Origin of the sequence: Prevotella sp. S7 MS 2 (assembly GCF_000762865.1) — a bacterium.
Classification (GTDB): Bacteria; Bacteroidota; Bacteroidia; order Bacteroidales; family Bacteroidaceae; genus Prevotella.
Genome location: NZ_JRPT01000033.1, coordinates 1 through 22,109, shown reverse-complemented (window position 1 = coordinate 22,109; position 22,109 = coordinate 1). Strand labels below are relative to the sequence as shown.

At 40.5% G+C, this 22,109-nt stretch carries 21 protein-coding genes; 3 read left to right on the top strand and 18 right to left on the bottom strand.

The window, feature by feature from the left end; all coding sequences use genetic code 11:
- Nucleotides 1–329: 329 nt before the first annotated feature.
- The 11 genes from mnmE to HMPREF0671_RS06910 form a co-directional block, all read right to left on the bottom strand.
- Nucleotides 330–1,703, bottom strand: a complete 1,374-nt coding sequence (gene mnmE, locus HMPREF0671_RS06960) for a tRNA uridine-5-carboxymethylaminomethyl(34) synthesis GTPase MnmE (RefSeq protein ID WP_052052910.1) — start codon at nucleotides 1,701–1,703, stop codon at nucleotides 330–332.
- Between the two features lie 3 nt (nucleotides 1,704–1,706).
- Nucleotides 1,707–2,585 (bottom strand): nucleoside phosphorylase, encoded by an 879-nt coding sequence (locus HMPREF0671_RS06955; RefSeq protein WP_036898626.1) that lies wholly within the window; start codon nucleotides 2,583–2,585, stop codon nucleotides 1,707–1,709.
- An 11-nt stretch (nucleotides 2,586–2,596) separates the two neighbouring features.
- Nucleotides 2,597–3,733, bottom strand: coding sequence for a hypothetical protein (locus HMPREF0671_RS06950; RefSeq protein ID WP_036898623.1), 1,137 nt, complete (start codon nucleotides 3,731–3,733; stop codon nucleotides 2,597–2,599).
- Between the two features lie 13 nt (nucleotides 3,734–3,746).
- Nucleotides 3,747–6,095 carry a bifunctional dihydroorotate dehydrogenase B NAD binding subunit/NADPH-dependent glutamate synthase gene (locus HMPREF0671_RS06945; RefSeq protein WP_036898620.1) on the bottom strand — a complete coding sequence of 783 codons (2,349 nt, stop codon included), beginning with the start codon at nucleotides 6,093–6,095 and terminating at the stop codon, nucleotides 3,747–3,749.
- A 57-nt stretch (nucleotides 6,096–6,152) separates the two neighbouring features.
- Nucleotides 6,153–6,776, bottom strand: coding sequence for an outer membrane beta-barrel protein (locus HMPREF0671_RS06940; RefSeq protein WP_052052908.1), 624 nt, complete (start codon nucleotides 6,774–6,776; stop codon nucleotides 6,153–6,155).
- A 14-nt stretch (nucleotides 6,777–6,790) separates the two neighbouring features.
- Nucleotides 6,791–8,080: a serine--tRNA ligase gene (serS, locus tag HMPREF0671_RS06935; RefSeq protein ID WP_036898617.1), complete on the bottom strand. Its 1,290-nt coding sequence runs from the start codon at nucleotides 8,078–8,080 to the stop codon at nucleotides 6,791–6,793.
- 154 nt (nucleotides 8,081–8,234) lie between these two features.
- A complete protein-coding gene (gene rpmA / locus HMPREF0671_RS06930; protein ID WP_036898614.1) occupies nucleotides 8,235–8,525 on the bottom strand; it encodes a 50S ribosomal protein L27 in 291 nt (96 codons plus the stop codon).
- Between the two features lie 17 nt (nucleotides 8,526–8,542).
- Nucleotides 8,543–8,860 carry a 50S ribosomal protein L21 gene (gene rplU, locus HMPREF0671_RS06925; protein ID WP_036898611.1) on the bottom strand — a complete coding sequence of 106 codons (318 nt, stop codon included), beginning with the start codon at nucleotides 8,858–8,860 and terminating at the stop codon, nucleotides 8,543–8,545.
- Between the two features lie 156 nt (nucleotides 8,861–9,016).
- Nucleotides 9,017–10,096 (bottom strand): bifunctional histidinol-phosphatase/imidazoleglycerol-phosphate dehydratase HisB, encoded by a 1,080-nt coding sequence (gene hisB, locus HMPREF0671_RS06920; RefSeq protein WP_036898609.1) that lies wholly within the window; start codon nucleotides 10,094–10,096, stop codon nucleotides 9,017–9,019.
- Nucleotides 10,089–11,009 (bottom strand): hypothetical protein, encoded by a 921-nt coding sequence (locus HMPREF0671_RS06915; RefSeq protein ID WP_036898606.1) that lies wholly within the window; start codon nucleotides 11,007–11,009, stop codon nucleotides 10,089–10,091. The genes hisB and HMPREF0671_RS06915 overlap by 8 nt, the downstream gene beginning before the upstream one ends.
- A gap of 1 nt (nucleotide 11,010) precedes the next feature.
- Nucleotides 11,011–11,760, bottom strand: a complete 750-nt coding sequence (locus HMPREF0671_RS06910; protein WP_036898603.1) for an RNA methyltransferase — start codon at nucleotides 11,758–11,760, stop codon at nucleotides 11,011–11,013.
- A gap of 260 nt (nucleotides 11,761–12,020) precedes the next feature.
- Here HMPREF0671_RS06910 and HMPREF0671_RS06905 point away from each other — a divergent pair, with 260 nt between their 5' ends.
- Nucleotides 12,021–14,399: a TonB-dependent receptor domain-containing protein gene (locus HMPREF0671_RS06905; RefSeq protein WP_036898629.1), complete on the top strand. Its 2,379-nt coding sequence runs from the start codon at nucleotides 12,021–12,023 to the stop codon at nucleotides 14,397–14,399.
- Here HMPREF0671_RS06905 and HMPREF0671_RS12405 read toward each other — a convergent pair.
- Entirely contained in the window at nucleotides 14,396–14,551 is a 156-nt protein-coding gene (locus HMPREF0671_RS12405) for a hypothetical protein (protein ID WP_197421748.1), read from the bottom strand. The two genes, HMPREF0671_RS06905 and HMPREF0671_RS12405, sit on opposite strands and share 4 nt — an antisense overlap.
- Before the next feature lie 12 nt (nucleotides 14,552–14,563).
- Nucleotides 14,564–15,457, bottom strand: coding sequence for an RluA family pseudouridine synthase (locus HMPREF0671_RS06900; protein ID WP_036898601.1), 894 nt, complete (start codon nucleotides 15,455–15,457; stop codon nucleotides 14,564–14,566).
- A gap of 94 nt (nucleotides 15,458–15,551) precedes the next feature.
- Between HMPREF0671_RS06900 and HMPREF0671_RS06895 the strand changes: the two genes are divergently transcribed.
- Complete coding sequence (locus tag HMPREF0671_RS06895; RefSeq protein WP_036898598.1) at nucleotides 15,552–16,511, top strand: glycosyltransferase; 960 nt, start codon at nucleotides 15,552–15,554, stop codon at nucleotides 16,509–16,511.
- Nucleotides 16,512–16,716: 205 nt separating this feature from the next.
- Nucleotides 16,717–16,887, top strand: coding sequence for a hypothetical protein (locus HMPREF0671_RS12400; RefSeq protein WP_197421747.1), 171 nt, complete (start codon nucleotides 16,717–16,719; stop codon nucleotides 16,885–16,887).
- Nucleotides 16,888–16,995: 108 nt separating this feature from the next.
- On the opposite strand, the gene HMPREF0671_RS06890 is transcribed toward HMPREF0671_RS12400, so the two are convergent.
- The 5 genes from HMPREF0671_RS06890 to HMPREF0671_RS06870 form a co-directional block, all read right to left on the bottom strand.
- Nucleotides 16,996–17,460, bottom strand: coding sequence for a MaoC family dehydratase (locus tag HMPREF0671_RS06890; RefSeq protein WP_036898596.1), 465 nt, complete (start codon nucleotides 17,458–17,460; stop codon nucleotides 16,996–16,998).
- A 16-nt stretch (nucleotides 17,461–17,476) separates the two neighbouring features.
- Nucleotides 17,477–18,355: an FAD-dependent thymidylate synthase gene (locus HMPREF0671_RS06885; protein ID WP_036898594.1), complete on the bottom strand. Its 879-nt coding sequence runs from the start codon at nucleotides 18,353–18,355 to the stop codon at nucleotides 17,477–17,479.
- 107 nt (nucleotides 18,356–18,462) lie between these two features.
- Nucleotides 18,463–18,903, bottom strand: coding sequence for a ribose 5-phosphate isomerase B (gene rpiB, locus HMPREF0671_RS06880; protein WP_036898592.1), 441 nt, complete (start codon nucleotides 18,901–18,903; stop codon nucleotides 18,463–18,465).
- Nucleotides 18,904–18,999: 96 nt separating this feature from the next.
- Nucleotides 19,000–21,021: a transketolase gene (locus HMPREF0671_RS06875; protein WP_036898589.1), complete on the bottom strand. Its 2,022-nt coding sequence runs from the start codon at nucleotides 21,019–21,021 to the stop codon at nucleotides 19,000–19,002.
- A 32-nt stretch (nucleotides 21,022–21,053) separates the two neighbouring features.
- Nucleotides 21,054–22,109, bottom strand: a 1,056-nt coding sequence (locus HMPREF0671_RS06870) for an alpha-N-arabinofuranosidase (RefSeq protein ID WP_036898586.1), incomplete at its 5' end; no start/stop codon positions are given.

Here is a 22,109-nt window from a genome sequence, read left to right as displayed (position 1 = left end):
TTCCCGAACTCGCGTATACTTGCTTAATTTTATTATTATTACTCTCCGAGACTGTCTCATGGCATCTCGCATTTTCTCACCAATTCTCATTTGGGCAATCAATGACATTTCGTCATTGTCTCAATGCGTCTCAAAAGTGCCTTCAATATCATTTCGTAGATGATGGCACAAGCCTGAGACGAGAGCCCAAGTTACAAATGCGGTACAAAAATGGAGTAAACAAAGGGTATTATCAATCGGTATTGATAACAAAGAAAAAGCGTAAAGTCCTTTATTTAGGGGCTTTACGCTATCAATAGTGATGGTTGGTAATGGTTATTTATTGCATCCTACTTACCGATGCAAAAATGGCTGAATATGGTTCCGAGTACCTCGTTGGTGGTGATTTGTCCTCCGGTGATATCGGCCAGTTGGTCTAGACATATTCGAAGGTCTTCGCTTAATAAGTCGCCACTAACATTTTCTTCCAAGTTATTAATGACACGGTTGATGCTTTCATGTGCCATTGTTAGTGCTTCATAATGGCGTGCATTGGTGACAATTACATCGTTTTCTGTAATTTCTGGGATACCAGCAGCTTTATAAAGTTCATTCTCTAGTTGCTCTATATTGTTTCCTTGCTTAGCACTGATGTGTATGGCATTTCTTACATTAACGGTAGGAGAGAGGTCAACCTTATTGTGAACCAGTATCAATTTCTTCCTTTCTGTTTGTGTGTATATGCTTTGTAATTCTTCCTCACTTGGTTGTTGGTCGAACAACCAAATAATGATAGAGGATTCTTCCAGTTTTTGATAAGTTCGTTTGATGCCTAGTTGTTCTACCGTGTCTCGTGTTTGCCGAATGCCAGCGGTATCTATAAATCGGAATGTAATGCCATGTATGTCTACTGTATCTTCGATAACATCACGTGTAGTTCCGTGGATATCACTGACAATAGCTTTATCTTCATGTAGGAGTCGATTGAGTAATGTACTTTTTCCAACATTGGTTTTGCCGATAATAGCTACAGGAATTCCTTGTTTAATAGCGAGACCAGCTTTGAAAGAACGTGCTAAAGCTGTAATATGAGTATCTATATCCTTTGCCAATTGTAGCAGTTCATTGCGATTGGCGAAATCTACATCCTGATCGCTAAAGTCCAATTCCAGCTCAATTAGCGATGTCATCTTTAAAAGTTGCTCTCTTAATATCTGTAGTTTACTACTGAAATTCCCTTTTAATTGACTGATTGCTAGCTTATGACTGGCTGCATTGCTGGCAGAAACCAAATCAGCGACGGCTTCAGCCTGACTCAAATCCATCTTGCCATTGAGGAATGCACGTTGGGTATATTCTCCCGGTTGTGCTGGTCGGCAACCATTAGAAGAGAGCAAAGTTAATACGGTTTGTAGGATATATCGGCTACCATGACATGAAATCTCTACGCTATCTTCTCCTGTATATGAATGTGGGGCACGAAAGATGCTGACTAATACATCATCAATGGTTTTCCCCTCATTATCAATAATTTCTCCATAGTGGATAGTGTTGGCTTTTGCTGATGACAAACTCTTTCCCGTATGGCTACGGAAAAGAGTCTGTGTAATAGTGATAGCATCTGGTCCGGAGAGTCTAATAACTCCGATGGCACCACCGGGAGGGGTTGCGAGTGCACAGATGGTTGAATGGTCAGAAAGTGGATTCAAAATTTCTTGATTCATCAATTAAATACGTTCTAAGACAAGTTTGATTAGTCCATCAATACTATTCTTATAATTAGTATTGCTTTGTTTGGCCAATCTGTTTGCTATAACCATACAGCAGGTCATTGCTTGATGCCCCATGAGTCTAGATAAACCTGCTAGTGCACTGCTTTCCATTTCAAAGTTAGTAATCTTATAGTTATTATATTCGAAAGATTCTATCTTTCCATTTTGTTTTGGGTCGGCTAGTGGAATGCGTAATTCACGTCCTTGAGGACCAAAGAAACCACCGCAGGCAATTGTTACACCGCGTACCATTTCTATGCCGGCTATCCGTTCTACTAGCTCGGCATTATTATCAATGACGTAGGGGGCGCATAATAGGGGATTCCAGTTCATGTGCTTTTTGAAAGCTGCTTCAAACTCTAAGTCGCAAACTTCATTGCGGCCTGCATAGAAGTTTAGTAATCCGTCGAATCCGATACTCTTGACGCTAGCAATATATGTACCTACTGGAGTGTTTGGCTGTAAGCCTCCACAAGTTCCAATTCTTATCAGAGTTAATTGGCGCTTATTGAGTTTTTCGGTTCTACTCTCGAAATCAATGTTTGCTAAAGCATCTAGTTCGTTTACTACAATGTCTATATTGTCACATCCGATACCTGTACTAAGAACTGTGATTCGTTTGTTATTATAACTTCCGGTGACGGAGTGAAATTCGCGATTAGATATTTCACATTCTTTTGATTGGAAGAATGAGGCTACTAATTGCACTCGTCCCGGGTCACCAACTAAAATTACCTTATCTGCTAGTTGTTCAGGTTTGAGATGTAGATGGAATATACTACCATCAGAGTTAATGATGAGTTCAGACTCTGCAAAGTATTTCTGTGTGTCCATAATAATTCTGTTTATTTAATTAAAAGATTTTCTGTATTTCTTATTTTTTTCTCTAATGCATGAATTTCTTGGTGAGATTGGATACATCTCTTTTCTAAATCTTGTAGATTACTATCAATTTTGTTCTTATTAACTTGACTTTCAAGTAATAGGGTGTTAGCTAGATATTCCTTCTTTAATTGAACTAATTGTTGGAATAAATTTTTGTTTTCCTGTGATTTGAAATCATTGATAGAGTGATAGGTCACATTATCGTTGATGACAAAAGCGATGTCATTTGCAACTATCAATTGATTTTGTAATCTTGTTTTTAATTTTTTAATACGTTCGAGGGCATTCGCTCTGTCTCCAAAAGTCCATGTTTTTTCTATGCTATTAAGTTGAGCATAGCCCATTCTTTCATCTTTATTGAATTGTTCAGTATCTATATTGACGCGAGAAGTTGTTGGTACAAATGTATAGATGCATACTTTCCCTTCTGGTTGATGACGGTCTGTAACTAGCCATCCTAGAGAGTCAATGTCGTCTATAGCTATGAGATAATCGTTGAATTCTGAATTGTATGGTAATCCATAATTCTCTGGTGTATAGAAATGGCCATCATTATTATTATGTCTAGTCATAAAGACATCATATCCTCCAATACTGTTTCCACCTTTAGCTGCAAAGAAAAGTGTAATTCCATCGGTGCACATGAAAGGATAATTGATAGACTGATAACTAGATGGAATCTCTTCTAATACATGTTCATTAGTCCAAGTATCCCCTAATTTATCTTGCGTATAAAGACGACTGGCTATGGAGTCTCCTTTTGCATAGTAACAGTGGTTACCGAATTCATTGATGTGAACGGTCTTTGCTGACTCATCCGTTGTCGAGAAAAATTTATTGTACGATAAGAGTGTGCCGGATTCTGGGTTTAAGGGAATCTGCTGGATGAAATCTTTGAAATCAACAACAATGCTATCTACAAACATAACTTTGGCAATCGGCATCGTTTCCAAAGGTGATTGCGTATGTGTTATTTCTTTTTGAGGCGTTGGGCGGACATGCTTTCTCTTTTTCTGAGCATATATATTGTGTGTGCCCAGAAAAACAAGAATAAGCAGAGATAGATATTTTGTCGTGTAAATTTTGTTAAAAATCATCTGATAAATGCTTTTAGTTAGCTATGAGTTGAGCACTCATTCCTGCAGCGGCCTTTCTTCCATCACCCATTGCGAGGATTACAGTAGCACCTCCGCGTACAATATCCCCACCAGCATACAGCTCAGGTCTGCTAGATTGCATATCTTCATTGACAACGATAGTATTCTTTCTGCCCAACTCTAGGCCGGAGATACTTTTGGGGACCAGTGGATTAGGGCTGACACCAACAGCTACAATCACTTGGTCAACTTCTATGGTTCTAGTTTCTCTCGGAATAGGTTCTGGACGACAACGTCCGCTACTATCCGGTTCTCCCAATTTCATTACTTGCAATACGGCAGCTTTTACAGCTCCATTCTCATCAGTCAAATATTCTATAGGATTGTGTAAAGTTAGGAAATTGATACCTTCTTCTTTAGCATGTTTTACCTCTTCCAATCGAGCAGGCATCTCAGCTTCCGAACGTCTGTACACAAGTGTGACATCTGCGCCTAGACGTTTAGCTGTACGACATGAATCCATTGCGGTATTTCCACCACCAACGACGAGTACATGCTTGCCGAGATTGATAGGTGTATCAGTAGTGGGATTGGCAGCATCCATCAAATTTACACGTGTCAAGTACTCATTACTTGACATGATATTGATTGCATTTTCTCCCGGAATATCCATAAAATTTGGTAGCCCAGCACCTGAAGCCACATAAATGCCCTTGAATCCTTGTTGTTCCAACTGCTCGATAGAGATTGTTTTACCTATGATACAGTCTGTTTGGAAGTGTACTCCCATCTTTCTTAAGTTCTCAATCTCGACATCTACAATGTGATTTGGAAGTCTGAATTCCGGGATACCATATTTTAATACACCACCTATTTCATGTAAAGCTTCAAATACATAAACTTCAAAGCCGCGTTTTACCATATCACCGGCAAAGCTTAAGCCTGATGGACCAGAGCCAATAACTGCCACTTTGATGCCATTTGACGGTGCAAGCTCCGGTATAGACATTTGACCACTTTGACGTTCATAGTCTGCTGCAAAACGTTCCAAATATCCTATAGCTACAGCCGGCTCATTCATCTTGAGGTGAATACATTTGCTTTCACATTGTTTCTCTTGAGGACATACACGGCCGCATACTGCTGGTAGGGCAGAGGTGTCTTTCAACACCTTAGCTGCAGCAAGGAATTGACCACGTTCAATATTTTTGATAAATGATGGAATATTGATTTTTACCGGACAGCCTTCTACACAAGTGGGCTTTGCACAGTCTAGACAACGTTTTGCCTCTGTTAATGCCATTTCTTTAGTTAGGCCAATGTTTACTTCCTCTAATCTAGTCGTAGCTCGATACACAGGATCTAGCTCTGGCATTTTTACACGCTCAATTTGTGTGCGCTCTTTTGCTTTTAAAGAAGTTCTTAAGTTCTTTCTCCATTCGGCATTCCTATCTGTCAATACTTCCATAGAATCTTCTGTAGGAGCCTGATCCATTGTAATATCCGTAGTCTCTGTTATAGATTCTGTTGAGTTGCCAAACAAGTGCTCTTGGTAATGTTCCATTTCGTCTTTTTCAGAATCCTTGAACGTTCCCATACGTTTGAACATCTCGTCCCAATCCACCAGTGCGCCATCAAATTCGGGGCCGTCAATACAAACGAATTTAGTTTTTCCGCCAATGGTTAACCTACATGCTCCGCACATGCCAGTACCGTCAACCATGATTGTATTCAGTGATACATCGGTAGGTATATTATATTTCTGCGTGAGTAAACAGCAGAATTTCATCATGATAGGAGGCCCTATAGCAAAGACTTTATCCACATGCTCTTGATTCAAGAGTCTCTCTATACCTACTGTCACGACACCTTTCTCACCATAGCTTCCATCATCGGTCATGATGATGGTCTCGTCGGATGAAGCTCTTACTTCATCTTCCATGATGATTAAGTCTTTACTTCTTCCAGCCAAGACAGAGAGTACTCGATTACCAGCGGCTTTTAATGCTCTAATTATGGGTAACATTGGAGCTACACCGACTCCACCTCCTGCACATACGACAGTACCAAAATTCTCAATATGAGTAGGATTTCCCAATGGACCGACTACATCTGCCACATAGTCTCCAACTTCTAGATTACATAATTTGGTAGACGATAAGCCTACTTTTTGGATGACCAGTGTAATAGTTCCTTTACTAATGTCAGCATCAGCAATGGTAAGAGGCATTCGCTCACTCTTGTTGTCTACACGTACAATAATGAAATTGCCCGCCTTTCTACTTTTAGCAATAAGTGGTGCTTCAATATCAAATCTAAATACCTTCTCAGAGTATTGCTCCTTATAAATAATCTTGTTCATGTGAATTATGGTGTATTAATAGAATATCGGGTTAGTTGCTGTTAAAGCAACGGCTGATTATAATTCAAACTGATAGCCTATTGTAAATAAATAGGCAAAGTTAGCTCCCCCAAGATGTGAATTATGCATATAGAGATTGCCAGTCCATGGATTGCTTGAACCGATGTCTATGATACCGATGTTCCAACGTACATCTAGTACAATATTGTATAGTTCGTATGAAATAGCAACAGGTATTGACAAGTCGTATGGTTTTAGACTTCCTTCCATGTCTTTCATTATGAGAGTACTGTTACCAATACTTTCTTGTCTGTTTCTGATGCTTAGTCCTGCCTGTAAGCCTGTTTTAAATGCTAAACCCTTTACAGGATAGAAATTTGCTGTGACAGGAAATGTAAGATAGTCGTGCTTCCAAATGAAACTTTTGTCATTGCTGTCATTATATTTGCCACCTAATGGAGCATATGCAGCTCCTGCGCTAATGGAAAGCCACTTGGCTATCCTCTTTTCAAAATCAACCCCCACGATCATCCCTTTCCTGAAATCAAGGTCGCCGTTGAACATGGAAGCATAGCTCAATCCTACATACGGTTTGATGGTTGTAACACCAACAGCATGTTGGGCAAAAGAGCCAACTGAAGTGAGAAGAAGGCAGATAGCCAAGATAGTTTTATGTTTCATGCAGTCAAAAAGCTTTAGAAGTTTTTATCGTCGAGTATTTCAAAACCGCAATAAGGGACAAGGACTTTCGGAATTCGTACTCCTTCTGGAGTCTGATTGTTTTCCAAGATGGACGCAACAATTCTTGGTAAAGCCAATGCAGAACCGTTTAGGGTATGGCAAAGTTCTGTTTTCTTGTCGGCTGCACGGCGATAGCGACACTTCAAGCGATTAGCCTGATAGCTTTCAAAGTTAGACACAGAAGAAACTTCCAGCCAACGTTGTTGTGCCGCACTCCATACTTCAAAGTCATAGCATATAGCTGAGGTGAAACTCATGTCTCCTCCACATAGACGTAGTATATGATAGGGGAGTTCTAGTTTCTGTAAAAGTCCTTCTACATGAACGAGCATCTCGTTCAAAGATTCATAGGAATGTTCCGGGGTGTCAATACGCACAATCTCGACTTTGTCAAATTGATGCAAACGATTCAAACCACGCACGTCCTTACCATAAGATCCTGCTTCTCTACGGAAACAAGCTGAGTAGGCACAGCGCTTGATAGGAAGGCTGCTTTCATCCAAAATGACATCTCTAAAGATGTTGGTTACAGGAACTTCGGCAGTAGGAATCAAATACAAGTTATCCAAATTGGCGTGGTACATTTGGCCTTCCTTGTCTGGTAACTGGCCGGTACCATAGCCTGATGCTTCGTTTACAACATAAGGAGGTTGTATTTCCAAATAGCCACTCTTGCGTGCTTCGTCAAGGAAGAATGCTTCCAATGCCCTTTGCAGACGAGCCATCTTGCCTATATAGACTGGGAAGCCAGCACCGGTTATCTTTACGCCAAGATCAAAATCTACCAAATTATACTTTTTACAAATATCCCAGTGGCATAATGCTTCAGACTTGAGTTCCGGCTTGATACCACCTTCTCTGACGACGACATTGTCAGATGCGTCTTTACCTTCCGGCACATCTTCGTTTGGAATGTTAGGAATAGAAAGCAGTAAATTAGTAAGTTCTTGCTGTGCAGTTTCCATCTCTTCTTGTAACTGCTTATCTGTTTCTTTGAATTCTGCGACTTTAGCCTTTATTGATTTAGCTTCTTCAGCTTTTCCTTCTTTCATTAAACCGCCAATTTGTTTAGATAGTAAATTGGCTTGTTGTTTATTGGAATCTAACTTTTGTTGTGCTTCGCGACGACGTTTGTCAATGGCTAATACATCTTCAATGATTTTTTGAGCACCTTCGAAGTTTTTTTTCTCCAAACCTTTTATTACACGTTCAGTTTCTTCACTGATGAGTTTAAGTGTAAGCATATGCTTTTATTAGTTTTTTGATTATACGATATTGTTGGCAAATATACTAAAAATATTTCTTTCAGAGTAATGAATATCCACAAAAAAGCAGAATGCCAATCCCTGTGAAGAGATTGGCATTCTATTGTTTGTTTGGAATAATTTTTTTGTTGTTTTAAGCTTCAGCCTTTTTTGTTACTTCAGCATAAGCTTCGGGTGACAGCACAGAAACAGTACTTTTGTTCTTACGTCCCTTGCGGAAGTAAACAACTCCGTCTGTCAAAGCGTACAATGTGTCATCTTTACCGATTGCCACATTCTCACCGGGATTATGTTTTGTACCGCGCTGGCGAACGATAATGTTACCTGCGTTGATTTTCTGACCACCCCAAATCTTTACACCTAATCGCTGAGAAGCTGATTCGCGTCCGTTCTTAGAACTACCTACACCTTTTTTATGTGCCATTGTTTGTTCCTCCTGTGTTAAGCGTTAATTGATTTGATTTCTACTTCTGTGAATTGTGCACGGTGACCGTTGCGCTTGCGAGCATCTTTGCGACGCTTCATTTTGAAAACGATAACCTTGTCACCCTTTACGAGAGGGGTCACAACTTCAACTACTACTTTCGCACCACTTACAGTAGGTGCACCGACAGTCACTGCTCCGTCGTTGTCTACGAGCAGAACTTTGTCGAATTCAACAGTCTTACCAGCTTCAGCATCCTTGATGTGATGAACGAAGAACTTCTTGCCCTGTTCTGCCTTGAACTGCTGACCGTTAATTTCTACAATTGCGTACATTATTTATATATTAAACGGTTTCTCCGTAAGGCGTTCGACATATTTGTCGACACTTTACTAAGCCTCCACGGACTAAATTGGCCACAAAGTTACTAAATTCCTATGAGAGGAATATGTAAAAACTAATAGTTTGTTATGATTTATAATATATTAACACTATAAGGAACCCTTAGTCGAGGGGAGCTCATAGTGATATATATCTCTTTTGATAGCCATTTTTAAAGCTCTAGCCAATGCTTTGAATATGCCTTCTATTTTGTGATGCTCATTGGTTCCCTCCGCTTTAATGTTTAAATTCATCTTGGCGGCATCGCTTAAACTTTTGAAAAAGTGTAGGAACATCTCGGTAGGCATCTCTCCAACTTTCTCTCTGTGGAATTCTGCTTCCCATACTAACCATGGGCGTCCACCGAAGTCGAGAGCTACTTGACAAAGGCAATCGTCCATTGGTAGGCAATATCCGTAGCGTTCGATGCCCCGTTTGTTGCCGAGTGCTTGTAAGATACATTCTCCCAAACATATTGCGGTATCTTCAATCGTGTGATGTTCGTCTACCTGTAAATCTCCTTTTGTATGTATCGTAAGGTCTATCATGCCATGCTTTCCAATCTGTTCGAGCATGTGGTCGAAAAATCCTAAGCCTGTAGAGATGTCACATTTTCCGGTTCCATCTAAGTTTATTTTCACGTAGATATCCGTCTCTTTGGTAGTCCGTCTTACCTCTGCAATACGTTCACCGGCAAATAATAATTCAGCGATTTTATCCCATGTCATTCCGTCTTGATTCAGAATGAGCGCTTTACAACCAAGATTTTCTGCCAGCTGACGGTCGGTCTCTCGGTCACCAATGACGTAGCTGTTGGCTAAATCAAACTTAGCTTGGTTCATATATTCTTGCAACATACCCGTTCCCGGTTTACGCATGGGTGAGTTATCTTCCGGGAAATGCCGGTCAATCTTAATGTCGTCGAAAGTTATTCCTTCTCCTTCAAGCGTTTGCAGGACGAAATGATGGGTTGGCCAAAAAGTTTCTTCGGGATAAGAATCAGTGCCTAAGCCATCTTGGTTGCTTACCATAACGAAGAGGAAATCTAGCTGTTGACGTATAAAACCGAGGTTTTTAAAGACTCCTTTACAGAATCTGAGTTTGTCGAAACTGTCAATTTGTTCGTCGGCAGGTTCTTCTATCAGTGTGCCGTCTCTGTCTATAAAGAGTATTCTTTGTTTCTTATTCATATATCAATGGCATATTATCAGTTGTGTTGCTTTTAGCTGCTGCTTTCTCCTCTTCGCGTTGGTTGATGGAACCCATTGCGTAATAATTGACCATACATCCCCATAGGAAGATATAGTTCATGAAAGTTAGAGTGATGATTGACGTCGCAATGAGCAACCAACGGAAGTAGGAAGGAGCGCCATTGGGGTCGCCGTTAAGCATTCCTAATTGATTGGCAGTCTGCGCTCCGCCAATAATTAGCAGTGGTAACAGGCATAAAAAGCCAAAACATGTAGCAGTAATCAGTGTCATCAGGTTGGTTGTGAAGAGAAACCCCCAATGTTTCCATCCTCTTTTATAGCCTGTACCAAGAATGTTTCTCCATGAAGTTTCTTTTTCTACCAGATATTCTGTGCCGGAGGAGACAGCCGGGAGGAGAGCTGCAATAATTGCAATCGCCAATATGGTGGCAGTAAGGTAACTACCGGTAATGGCTGTGGGAGCTGCCATTAACTTGTGCTTGATGAGAAATGTGGCAAAAGCGGGAGAACCATATGCAAGTGTAGAGCTTATCAAGATACAAACGATGGAGTAGAATATGGTGATAATAGCGCTGCGCTTACATGTCTCTTTGAAACTTTGGCCGTTGACCAACCTGTAAATACTGCTGATAAACCAAATGGAAGCAATAACCGATAGTATCCAACATAGAACCATTAGTGTGAGTGTGAGGGCAGGGTAGGAGAAGCCAAATTGTGTGATGGTCATATCAGGGATATAAGTCAACATGATGAATGTCTCTGCTATGGCTAGTATGATGGTTGGAAGCCAAGTGGCTTTCAATATTTTAATAGGATTGGTGACTACCATGTCGCAGGCTGATTTGATACAGCCTGCGAAACTTCTACTCTTATATAAATCTTCGTTTCTCATATTATCTTCTCCTAAATTCTGCGCAAACGATAGCTGTTGCAATCGCTACATTTAAACTATCAGCAGTTTTCCTACCCTTAGGAAAGTTGGGTATGAATAATTTTCTATTGATTAATTTTTTGATTTGTGGTGATATTCCGTTTCCCTCATTGCCCATAACGATGACTCCTTTTGGTTCCAATGGTTGTTCGTAAAGGTTGTCTCCATCAAGTAGCGTGCCATAAATGGGAGTTGTGGGGGGGAGTGAGGTGAGGCGTGAAGTCAAGTCGCCATAGGTAACTGTTACTCGTGATAAGCTTCCCATAGTGGCTTGGACAGTTTTGGGTCCAAAGGCGTCGACAGTATCTGTACTACAATAGATGTTTTCGATACCAAACCAATCGGCAATACGAATAATGGTGCCTAGGTTACCGGGGTCTTGTACGCCATCTAGGGCAATTTCCAACCCTGTTAATTCATTTGTTGCCATTGCCGTGAAGGGCTGAATCGGAAAAACGGCAAGAACTTCCTGCGGATGCTGTAAGAAACTTGTTTTTGCAAGTTCCTCTTCGGTTACAGTGATGCGTTCCGTATCTGTTGGCACGTGATGCTTATCAAACCAATCCTTTACAGCAACAATTATCTTAGGGCTTGTGGTCTGCATCATGTCTCCAATCACTTTTGGGCCTTCTGCAACAAAGACTTGCTCTGCCTTCCGGAACTTCTTGTGCTCTAGAGATTTAATGTATTTTATTTTAGCCTTACTAATCATTTTTGTAATAGTTGTCTATTGCAAAAGTAACAATTAAAATCGAATTTATAAGCTGCCTATATCATTATTATATCTTTTTACCACATGGATGGATTTACTGCCAAGATTCTACAGTAGGGTTGCTGATAACAAACAGCATTGTTGCAAGGTGCAGACAGTAATGCTGTATAAACTTTGCAGTAATACGAATAGATGGGGATGAAGTGTCGATAAGGAAAGATGCTGATGTAATATTATACGGAATGAAACGTTATAAGAGCATGATACGGAAAGTAATCTTTTTGACTATACTGATATTTCATGTCATTTATGGCATGGGACAGAGCTTCATTTTGAAAGGGAAGGTGACTGATGGAGAGATGAAGGCATTGCCTTTTGCCACGGTCGCTGTGCCAAAGCAGGGGAAGATAACGATGACTTCTATCAATGGGGAATTCCAGCTGACTCTGATGACTGAAGATTCTGTCGTTGTGAAGTTTTCTACAGTAGGGTATAAGACAAAAACACGTGTGCTTCGTCACCCAAAAGGTAAGCAGACTTTGCAAGTGGTTCTATATTCTGACAATACATTGGCCGAAGTGCAAGTGCAAGGACAGAAGATAGAGACCGGACAAGTACGCGATTTGAAAGCAAAAGATTTGAAGACGATACCCTCGGCTAGTGGCAATGCGGTGGAGAATTTGATTCAGACGCAAGCTGGTGTTACGTCACACGATGAACTTTCGTCCCAATACAATGTGAGAGGTGGAAACTTTAATGAAAACAGTGTATATATAGAAGGTATAGAGATATTTCGCCCTTTCTTGGTGCGGAGTGGACAGCAGGAGGGATTGTCTATTATCAATCCTTATATGGTGGATAAGATTGCATTTTCGGCCGGTGGATTTACTGCCAAATATGGAGATAAGATGTCTTCGGTGCTTGATATCAATTATAAAAGACTGTCGCCCGGAGCGTTGGAAGGTACTGTCTCTGCAAGTATGCTGGGAGGAAGCGCATATCTAGGAATGGCAACGAAGAAAATATCTTGGCTGAATAGTGTGAGGTATAAAACCTCTCGTTACCTTTTAGGTACGTTGGAGACGAATGGAGAATATCGTCCAAGCTATCTAGACTATCAGACTTATTTAAGCTATCAACCTTCTAAAAACTGGGAAATCAATATCCTTGGTAATATATCGGACAATCATTATAACTTTGAACCGGAAGATAGGGAAACTGCTTTTGGAACAATTGATAATGTGAAAAAGTTTAAGGTGTATTTCGACGGACACGAGAAAGACCGATTTACGACTTATTTCGGTAGTATCGGAATATCAGGAATATTGGGATCAAAAACAAAAGTGACATTGCTAGGGTCGGCATATTATACGCACGAACAAGAGAAATACGATATTCAAGGTCAATATTGGCTAAATCAGACTGAGACGAGTGAGAACCTCGCAGTGGGTACTTATTTTGAACATTCACGAAACTACTTGAAAGCAAATGTAAGGAGCTTGTTGCTGAAAATGACCCATAAAACGCAAAAGCATGCTTTTGAAGCAGGATTACAATTTAAGCAAGAACATATAGAAGAGCAGTCTACTGAATATGAAATGAGAGATTCGGCCGGGTATAGCATACCTCATACCGGTAAAGATTTGAAGATGATATATTCGATGAAAGCCAATAATGCTTTGGATGCTAATAGAGTAGAGGCGTACTTGCAAGATACTTACAGGTTTACGAGTGCCGGTGGGCATAGCCGCTTTACACTGAATTACGGTGTTCGAATAAGTCATTGGAATTTCAATCGTGAGACAATTATGAGTCCACGTATATCCTTAGGTATTATTCCGGCCTACAGTGAGAATACTACGCTGAGGTTTGCGACGGGCATTTACTATCAAGCTCCTTTTTATAAAGAGCTGAGAGATACGAATACTGTAGACGGAACAACCTATGCAACGTTGAATAGGAATATTAAAAGTCAGCGCTCTATCCATTTTATTCTAGGCTATGACTATCGCTTCCATATTAAAAGTAGGCGATATAAGTTGACCGCAGAGGCCTATTACAAGGCTTTGAGCAACTTGATACCATATTCCGTGAATAATATGAAAGTTATTTATTATGGAGATAATGTCTCATCAGGACATACAGCAGGAGTAGAAGTCGGTGTGTATGGAGAGTTTGTGCCGGGTACAGATTCTTGGTTGAATGTGTCGTTGATGAACACAAGTATGAAACTGAATGGGAAAAGTATTCCGCTTCCATCGGATTGTCGCTATGCGCTAAACCTCTATTTTACTGATTATTTTCCGGGAAGTGATAGGTGGAAGATGAGTCTAAGGCTGGCTTTTTCAGATGGACTTCCTTTTTTTGCTCCGCATCAAGAACTGGACCGTTATGCTTTTAGAGCCTCTGCATATAGGAGAGCCGACATTGGCCTGAACTATTGTTTATGGGATAGAGTCAAGGCCGAGCGCTCAAGTTTCTTGAAAGATGTGTGGCTCGGAATGGAATGTTTGAATGTACTAGGTATCAACAATGTAAACAGTTACTATTGGATTACTGATGTAACCCAACAACAATACGCCGTCCCGAACTATTTGACGGGAAGGCAAATCAATGTTACTGCCCGATTTGACTTTTAAGCGTAATAGAGAAAATAGATTGCAACAAGGATTACGATGAGTGCAATTCCGATAACGGTCTTGATAAGACAGCCGGTGATTTTTTTTATCACAAAGAAGCCAACGATGATGGCTATCAATACATATATATAATAGGTGAAAGTAGAAGTCATTTGTGTTGTGTCTTATTTGAATAATTGACGGAATGCCGTGGGGATGGGAGTCTCGAACTCCATACGCTGGTGAGTGACGGGATGGTAGAAACATAGCATGTAAGCATGGAGGCATAGTCGTTGGCAAGGATTGTCGCCATTACCGTATTTTATGTCTCCACAAACAGGAAAACCAATATCAGCGCTGTGGACTCTGATTTGATTCTTACGCCCAGTTTCTAATTTGTACTCTACTAAACTATATGCTGTTGTACGGTCTAATACATGATAATGAGTCACAGCATATTTGCCCCCATTATCTACCGGAGATGAGTAAGTGATATAAGCTCGGTTGTCTTTAAGCCAACTTTCGACGGTTCCTTCGTCATCTATCATCTCACCTGAGACAACAGCAACATAGCGTCGGTCATAAACGATATGGTGCCAATCTTCTTCTAGCAATCGTTCTGTTTGAATATCTTTGGCATAAATCATGAGTCCACTAGTGTCTCTGTCAAGTCGATGAACTACATGGGCGGTACAGTGTTGGCGTGTCTGCTGTAAATAGTCGTCTAGTACGGTCTTTACATTGAGCGAAGAATGGCCGGCAGCCATGGAGAGTATGCCGATATTTTTCTCAATGACAATGATATATCTATCTTCGTACACAATCTTGATATAGCGACTTTTGAACGTTACATTCTTCTTGGTTTTGCTGACCGACACCTTCATTCCCGACTGAAGAGGATAATTGTATTGTGTAACAATCTTCCCTTGAACTTTAATCCCTCTTCCTTGTAGAGTCGCCTTGATTTTATTCCGGCTTTCTCCCGGAATGTTTTCGAGGAGCCATTCCAACAAAGTGCCTTGCCGATTGATGACATAGTTGGTGTAATCGCCTGTATGTTGCTGCTTATAGATCTTCATAGGTTGCAAATGTACGAAAATATAATGATAATAGCTTAAGCCACTTTAATCTTTTTATGTACCTTTGCATGACAACCAATTTTCTCATAACTACATGACACAAGAACCAAAGACACCTTTAATCAGTTTTATTATTCCTGCTTATAATCTTCCTCCCTCTCTGTTACAAGAATGTATAGAGAGTATCATGGCCTTGTCGTTGAGCAATGATGATAGGGAAGTGATAGTGGTTGATGATGGTTCGGATATTTTGGCTTTGGACAGTTTGGAAGAATATCGTGATTCTATTATTTATGTAAGGCAGGCGAACGGAGGCTTGTCTGTAGCTCGAAATATGGGAATACGAGTTGCTACGGGCCATTATATTCAGTTTGTAGATGGCGACGATAAGTTGCTACGGACAGCTTATGAACATTGTTTGGATATAGCAAGGTATCATTCGCCCGATATGGTGTTGTTTGAAAGTGGACGTAAAGAGGATGTTGATGTGCCTTTTAGTTATGAAGGACCGGTTTTTGGAAGCGAATATATGGTTCATCACAACTTGAAAGCTGCGGTGTGGAGGTATATATTTCGTCGAACTATTTTGGGAGATTTGCGGTTTACAGCTGGTTCTTTAAAAGAGGATGAAGAATTTACTCCCTTATTAATGTTGCGATGTTCAAAGGTATTTGTGACCAATGCCAAGGCGTATTTCTATCGTAATCGGGAAGGTTCTATTACCAATAATAAAGATAATAGATATGTGGCAAAGAGGATAGAAGATGCTGAGACGGTTTTATATAAGTTACAAACTAAGGCCGCTATATTGCCGATTGCAGAGCGAATAGCCCTCAATAGGCGAGTGGCACAGTTGACAATGGATTACCTGTATCAGATAATTAAGTCGACACATAGCGAACGTCATTTGAATGATGCCATTGAACGATTGCGTGCACATGGGCTTTATCCGCTACCTGACAATAAGTATACGAAGAAATATACAGCCTTTAGATTACTTATTTCTAACCCTCTTGGGCGTAGAATGCTACTTCTATCTTCCGGAATAATCTAGTAGTTTGCCATCTGTAGAGATGATGTGATGCGACTTTAACATAATTTCACCAACTGTAATCGCTTGATATATAGTGATTTATGAAAAAGTTACAAAACGGACATAAAAAAAAATGAAAAAAGAGGACGGTGTTTCAAAAAATTACTTACCTTTGCATCGTTTTAATAAACAAATGATTGTTTTACAGATTTAAAAAGCAAAGAAAATGAAGAAATTAGTTTTAATGTTCGTAGCTATCGCAGCTATCTCTTTCGCATCATGTGGTAACAAGACTGCAGCTCCTGCTGGTAACGCAGATTCTGATACAACTATGGTTGATAGCGCTGCTGCTGACACTGCTGCTGCTGATACTGCTGCTGCTGACTCAGCTATGTAATTCGTTAGCTCGAATTGAAAAATGAGAGATTGCCGTTGGACTATGTCTAGCGGCATTTTTTTGTTTATAAATAACTGTTGGAAATAAAAAAAGTAGCCTAATTTTAGGCTACTTGAAGTAATATAGGAAGGTTGCAATGCCCTCAATGGCAGGTTTGCCTTGTCCTTCGATTTCTATTTTGAATTTAATACCGGCTTTGCAGATACCTCTTAGGTTTTCTATGCTGTCCAAATTGGCAACGAGCCGAACTTTAGAACCTGTTATAACAGGAACTCCAAAGCGCATTTTATCCATTCCATAGTTGACCATCATCTTTAGATTGTTAACTTCACAGATTTGTCCCCATAGGTATGGAAGTAATGAAAGCGTAAGATAACCGTGAGCGATAGTGCTTTTGTATGGGCTCTCTTGTTGTGCTTTAGCTTCGTTGATGTGTATCCATTGGTGATCAAGCGTGGCATCTGCAAACATATTGATTCGCTGTTGGTCAACTTGTAACCATTCGGAAACACCTAATTGCTCACCCAAATGGGCTGCAAACTCTTCATAAGAGTTGATAATCAATTTCTCCATTGTTGTATGATTGGGTTTATATAAGTCCTAGTTTTATGAATTCTTCGTAGAGAGGTTGGGCTAGTTGCTGTGCATCAGGATGTGGTGCACCGGTTGTACCAAGTGCTCTAAGATTGAAAAAATGTTTCCAGTCAGAGGTAAATGCAGTATGAATGAGTTCGGTATTGGTGTCTAGCGGCAATACAGCTCTTGCATCTTGTGGCTTGCAACCTAGACGAATCAAGTTCATATAAGCAAACTCACTGGCCAAATTGGCAAAGAGCCAACTGTCTAGAAGAGTCCAATTTTCTATGGCTTCTTCCGACGAGACTTGGCTACAAAGTTGTTTGAAGTCTGCTGATAGTAATGTGTTATTGATGTCATCTGAGACTTGTTGTTTTACCCAGTGCGGTGTATTGACCGTAATTTCACTACCAAATTTATCTTTAGTATAATTACAATAGCGAGTGGATTGCTCTGCCATAGAGTTGGCGCGATGTCTGTTGAACTCTCGTGTAATAGATATTTGGGTCGTGAAGTGGACTGTAATCCTCTTCTCATGTTTGTCAGTTGGCTCAACCATATAGGCTAAATCATCCATCCATCCATTCTCGGCAAGCACTCGTAGATTGGTAGTGATGAAAGCTTGTTCAGCCTCACAATTACATTTAGAAAATTTGTTTAAAATGTATTTCTCTGCTTGTTGGTGGCTCATTGTCATATAAACACTACCATGTTCAAGCATTGCGGTATGTTGCGATTTAATCATTCGTTCAACAAACGGCTTAGCAGAGGACTCTGTTCGATTACCTTCGCTCTTATAACAGACGCGTCCGCAACGTTCAATTTGCTTATAGAGCCCATTCAGACCGCTTTCTTGATACCATATCTCGTAAGTGGGAGATAGACTTCTCATAATATATTGATTTGATGTTGGATTATTATCATACAATTATATTGGCAAAAGGCAAGAGCCATACGACCCTTGCCCAATATATTCAAGATCTAGTATTGTAGATCATATTATTTACAAGCTATTTTATTTACTCGTCTTTCGTGCCTTCCACCTTCAAATGTGGCCTTGAAAAATTCATCAAGGATAGTCGCTGCCGTCTTGTTATCGATAAATCTTCCCGGCAGAACTAATACGTTAGCATCGTTGTGTTGTCTGATTAATTGTGCAATATCTTTATTCCAAGCAAGTCCTGCACGTACCCCTTGGTGTTTATTTAGTGTCATGGCCATGCCTTCGCCGCTTCCACAGATAGCAATTCCCGGATATACTTCACCGCTTTCAATAGCTTCAGCCAAAGAATGAGCAAAGTCTGGATAATCAACACTCTCATCACTATAAGTTCCAAAGTCCTGAACGGGATAACCTTTTTCTTCAAGATATCCAAGAATGAATTTCTTCAAAGGAAAACCTGCATGATCGCAAGCTAATCCAATCTTTTTTACTTCCATAGGCTAGAAATTTTAAGATTTCAAGGAGAACTTGTCAAAGTTATGAGCCTTTAGAGCTCTCCTTGATTATTGGTTAATAATATGTATATGACTGAATTATTCAGCCAATAATTGCTTTACTTGGTTGTATACATTCTCACCAGTGTATCCCAGTTTCTCATCTAATACCTTATAAGGTGCTGAGAAACCGAAGCTTTCCAATCCGAATACTTTGCCATTAGCACCGACCAAGCCCTCTAAGGTAACGGGAAGTCCTGCTGTCATACCAAATTTCTTCGCATCTGTGGGCAAAATGCTTTCTTGATACTCTTTAGATTGGTTTCTGAAGAGGCCTTCGGATGGTACACTTACTATGCGTACTTTGATACCATCTTGCTTTAGCTTGTTGCTGCCTTCTACCAAAGTAGAGACTTCAGAACCCGATGCAAGAAGTACGACATCGAAATCTTCATCACTATTGGCAACGATATAAGCTCCCTTGCGTGCTTCTTCGTAATTCGTACCTTCTGGTAATGGGTTTATGCCTTGGCGTGAGAAGATAAGGGCTGTAGGTGTAGACATGTTCTCCATTGCCATTTGCCAGCATACAGTTGTTTCTTTGGCATCGGCTGGACGGAATACACGAACGGAGTCAAGTCCTTTATGATTCTTTAGTTTCTCCATTAAACGGATTTGTGCTTCTTGCTCTACTGGCTCATGAGTCGGTCCATCTTCGCCTACACGGAATGCATCGTGCGACCATATAAATTTAACCGGTGTACCCATCAATGCCGCTAGGCGAATGGCTGGTTTCATATAGTCAGAGAATACAAAGAATGTTCCCATAGCCGTAATGACGCCTCCATGAAGCATCATACCGATACACATATCGGCCATAGTCAACTCTGATACACCTGCTTGGAAGAATGCTCCGCTGAAATCACCGTGCTTCATAGAGTGGGTTTCTTTTAAGAATCCATCTGTCTTATCAGAATTAGATAAGTCGGCTGAGGCACAAATCATATTTGGAACTTGCTGTGCCAAAACCTTTAAGCATGCTGCTGAAGCCACACGTGTCGCGCTTCCAGCTTTCGGCTCTTCTAGTTTGCTCCAATCTACTTGTGGAGCTTTACCAGAAAACCACTCTTTCATCATGGCAGCTTTATCAGGATTAGCTGCAGCCCATGCTGCTTCTGCTTGTTTACGTATGACTACAATCTCCTTTAACTGTTTCTTGCGATTGGCATACAATTCCTTAACATCATCAAAAACGATAAAAGGATTGTCCGGATTTCCACCAAGATTGTTAATCGTGTTACGATAAGCATCACCGCCAAGAGGGGCACCGTGAGTCTTAACATTGCGCTCATAGCTAGAACCATCGTTCTGTAAAGCACCTTTACCCATGACAGTTTTACCTATAATGAGAGTTGGTTTTGAATCTTCTTGATTGGCAATTGTCAATGCTTCTCTAATAGCATCGGGATCATTACCATTGATTTTGATGACATTCCAATTCCATGCTTTGTATTTAGCTTCTGTATCTTCGCTCGAAACTTCTGCATATTCGGTAGAAAGCTGTATCTCATTAGCATCGTAGAACATAATGAGATTATTCAGTCCTAGCGTGCCAGCAATTCTACCAACACCTTGACTAATCTCTTCTTCTATGCCGCCGTCGGAGATATAAGCATATACTTTATGTTGCATCATTGTATGTCCAAGGCGAGCTTCCAAGAACTTTTCGGCTACAGCTGCTCCTGCAGCAAGTGCATGACCTTGTCCTAATGGACCTGATGAGTTCTCTATTCCGCGCTTAACGTCTAGCTCTGGATGCCCCGGAGTAGGGGAGCCCCACTGGCGGAATTGCATTAATTCGTCAATGGTGAATTTACCTTGGAGTGCCAAAGCTGCATAGAGCATTGGTGACATGTGCCCCGGATCTAGGAAGAAACGATCCCGTCCCGTCCATGTTGGGTCTTCTGGATCATAAACTAAAAATTCTGAGAAAAGTACATTGATGAAATCTGCACCACCCATGGCACCACCGGGATGACCGGAATTAGCTTTTTCAACCATTGATGCCGCTAATATACGAATATTATCAGCTGCGTGGTTCATTAATGTTTTGTCGTTCATTTTGTATTGATTGGATTGATATGACAAATATACTACGAAATTCTCAAAACCACAATTGATTTGGCCGGAATTTTCATTCTAATACTCCCATTATGTATAGAAAAGTTTTTAAATGTGGCTGGTTTAACGGTTTCCGGGTGTGAGAAGTCGTTATAATCTGTGATATTTTTCGATGTAAGAATCTGAGCGACGACATTTTTTGCTTTGTATCCGTCGGTCTTGATTTCAATTTCTTGTTGTTTATTTAGGTCGACATTGGCTATTGATACTGCAATTTGACCATCTGCGGTTTTTGCAGCCGATGTATTGATGGTAGGAATTGTGTGATTGTTCGATACGATCATGGAATCACACAGGGTTTCGGATGGGAGATAAGTGGCTTCTTGGAAGGGCTTATACATATTAAATACATGATAGGTAGGTGTCAGTACCATGTGGCCTGTACCTTTTGTGTCTGTTAATATCATGCTTTGCAATACATTGACAACTTGCGCAATATTTGCCATCTTGATGCGATCCGTATGTCTTTGAAATACATTTAACGAGAGGGCAGCTACAAAGGCATCACGCATTGTATTCTGTTGGTATAAGTGTCCCTTGATAGTACCGGGCTCTTCATCCCACCACGTTCCCCATTCGTCTACTAATAGGTCAACTTTCTTAGCTGGATCTTTCTCGTTCATGATGGCGCAATGCTTCTTGATGACATCTTCAATTTCTAAGCATTTGCCTAAAGTTTTGTAATATTCGTCGTTATTGAAAACTGTAGCGCTACCTTTACTGCCTTCCCATGTCTTTACTGTATAATAATGTAAGGAGATACCGTTCATTCTGTTGCCGACATTATTCATTAAGACCTTTGTCCAATTATAATCATAATCACTGGCACCTGAGGCTACTTTATATAGTTGATGATTGCCAAAGTTTCTACAGTAAACAGCATATCTGCGGTATAAGTCTGAGTAGTATTCCGGTGTCATGTTACCTCCGCATCCCCAACTCTCGTTACCAATACCTAGATATTTGACGTTCCATGCTCTCTCGCGGCCATTTTTACGACGTAAGTTTGCCATAGGTGTATTTGCATC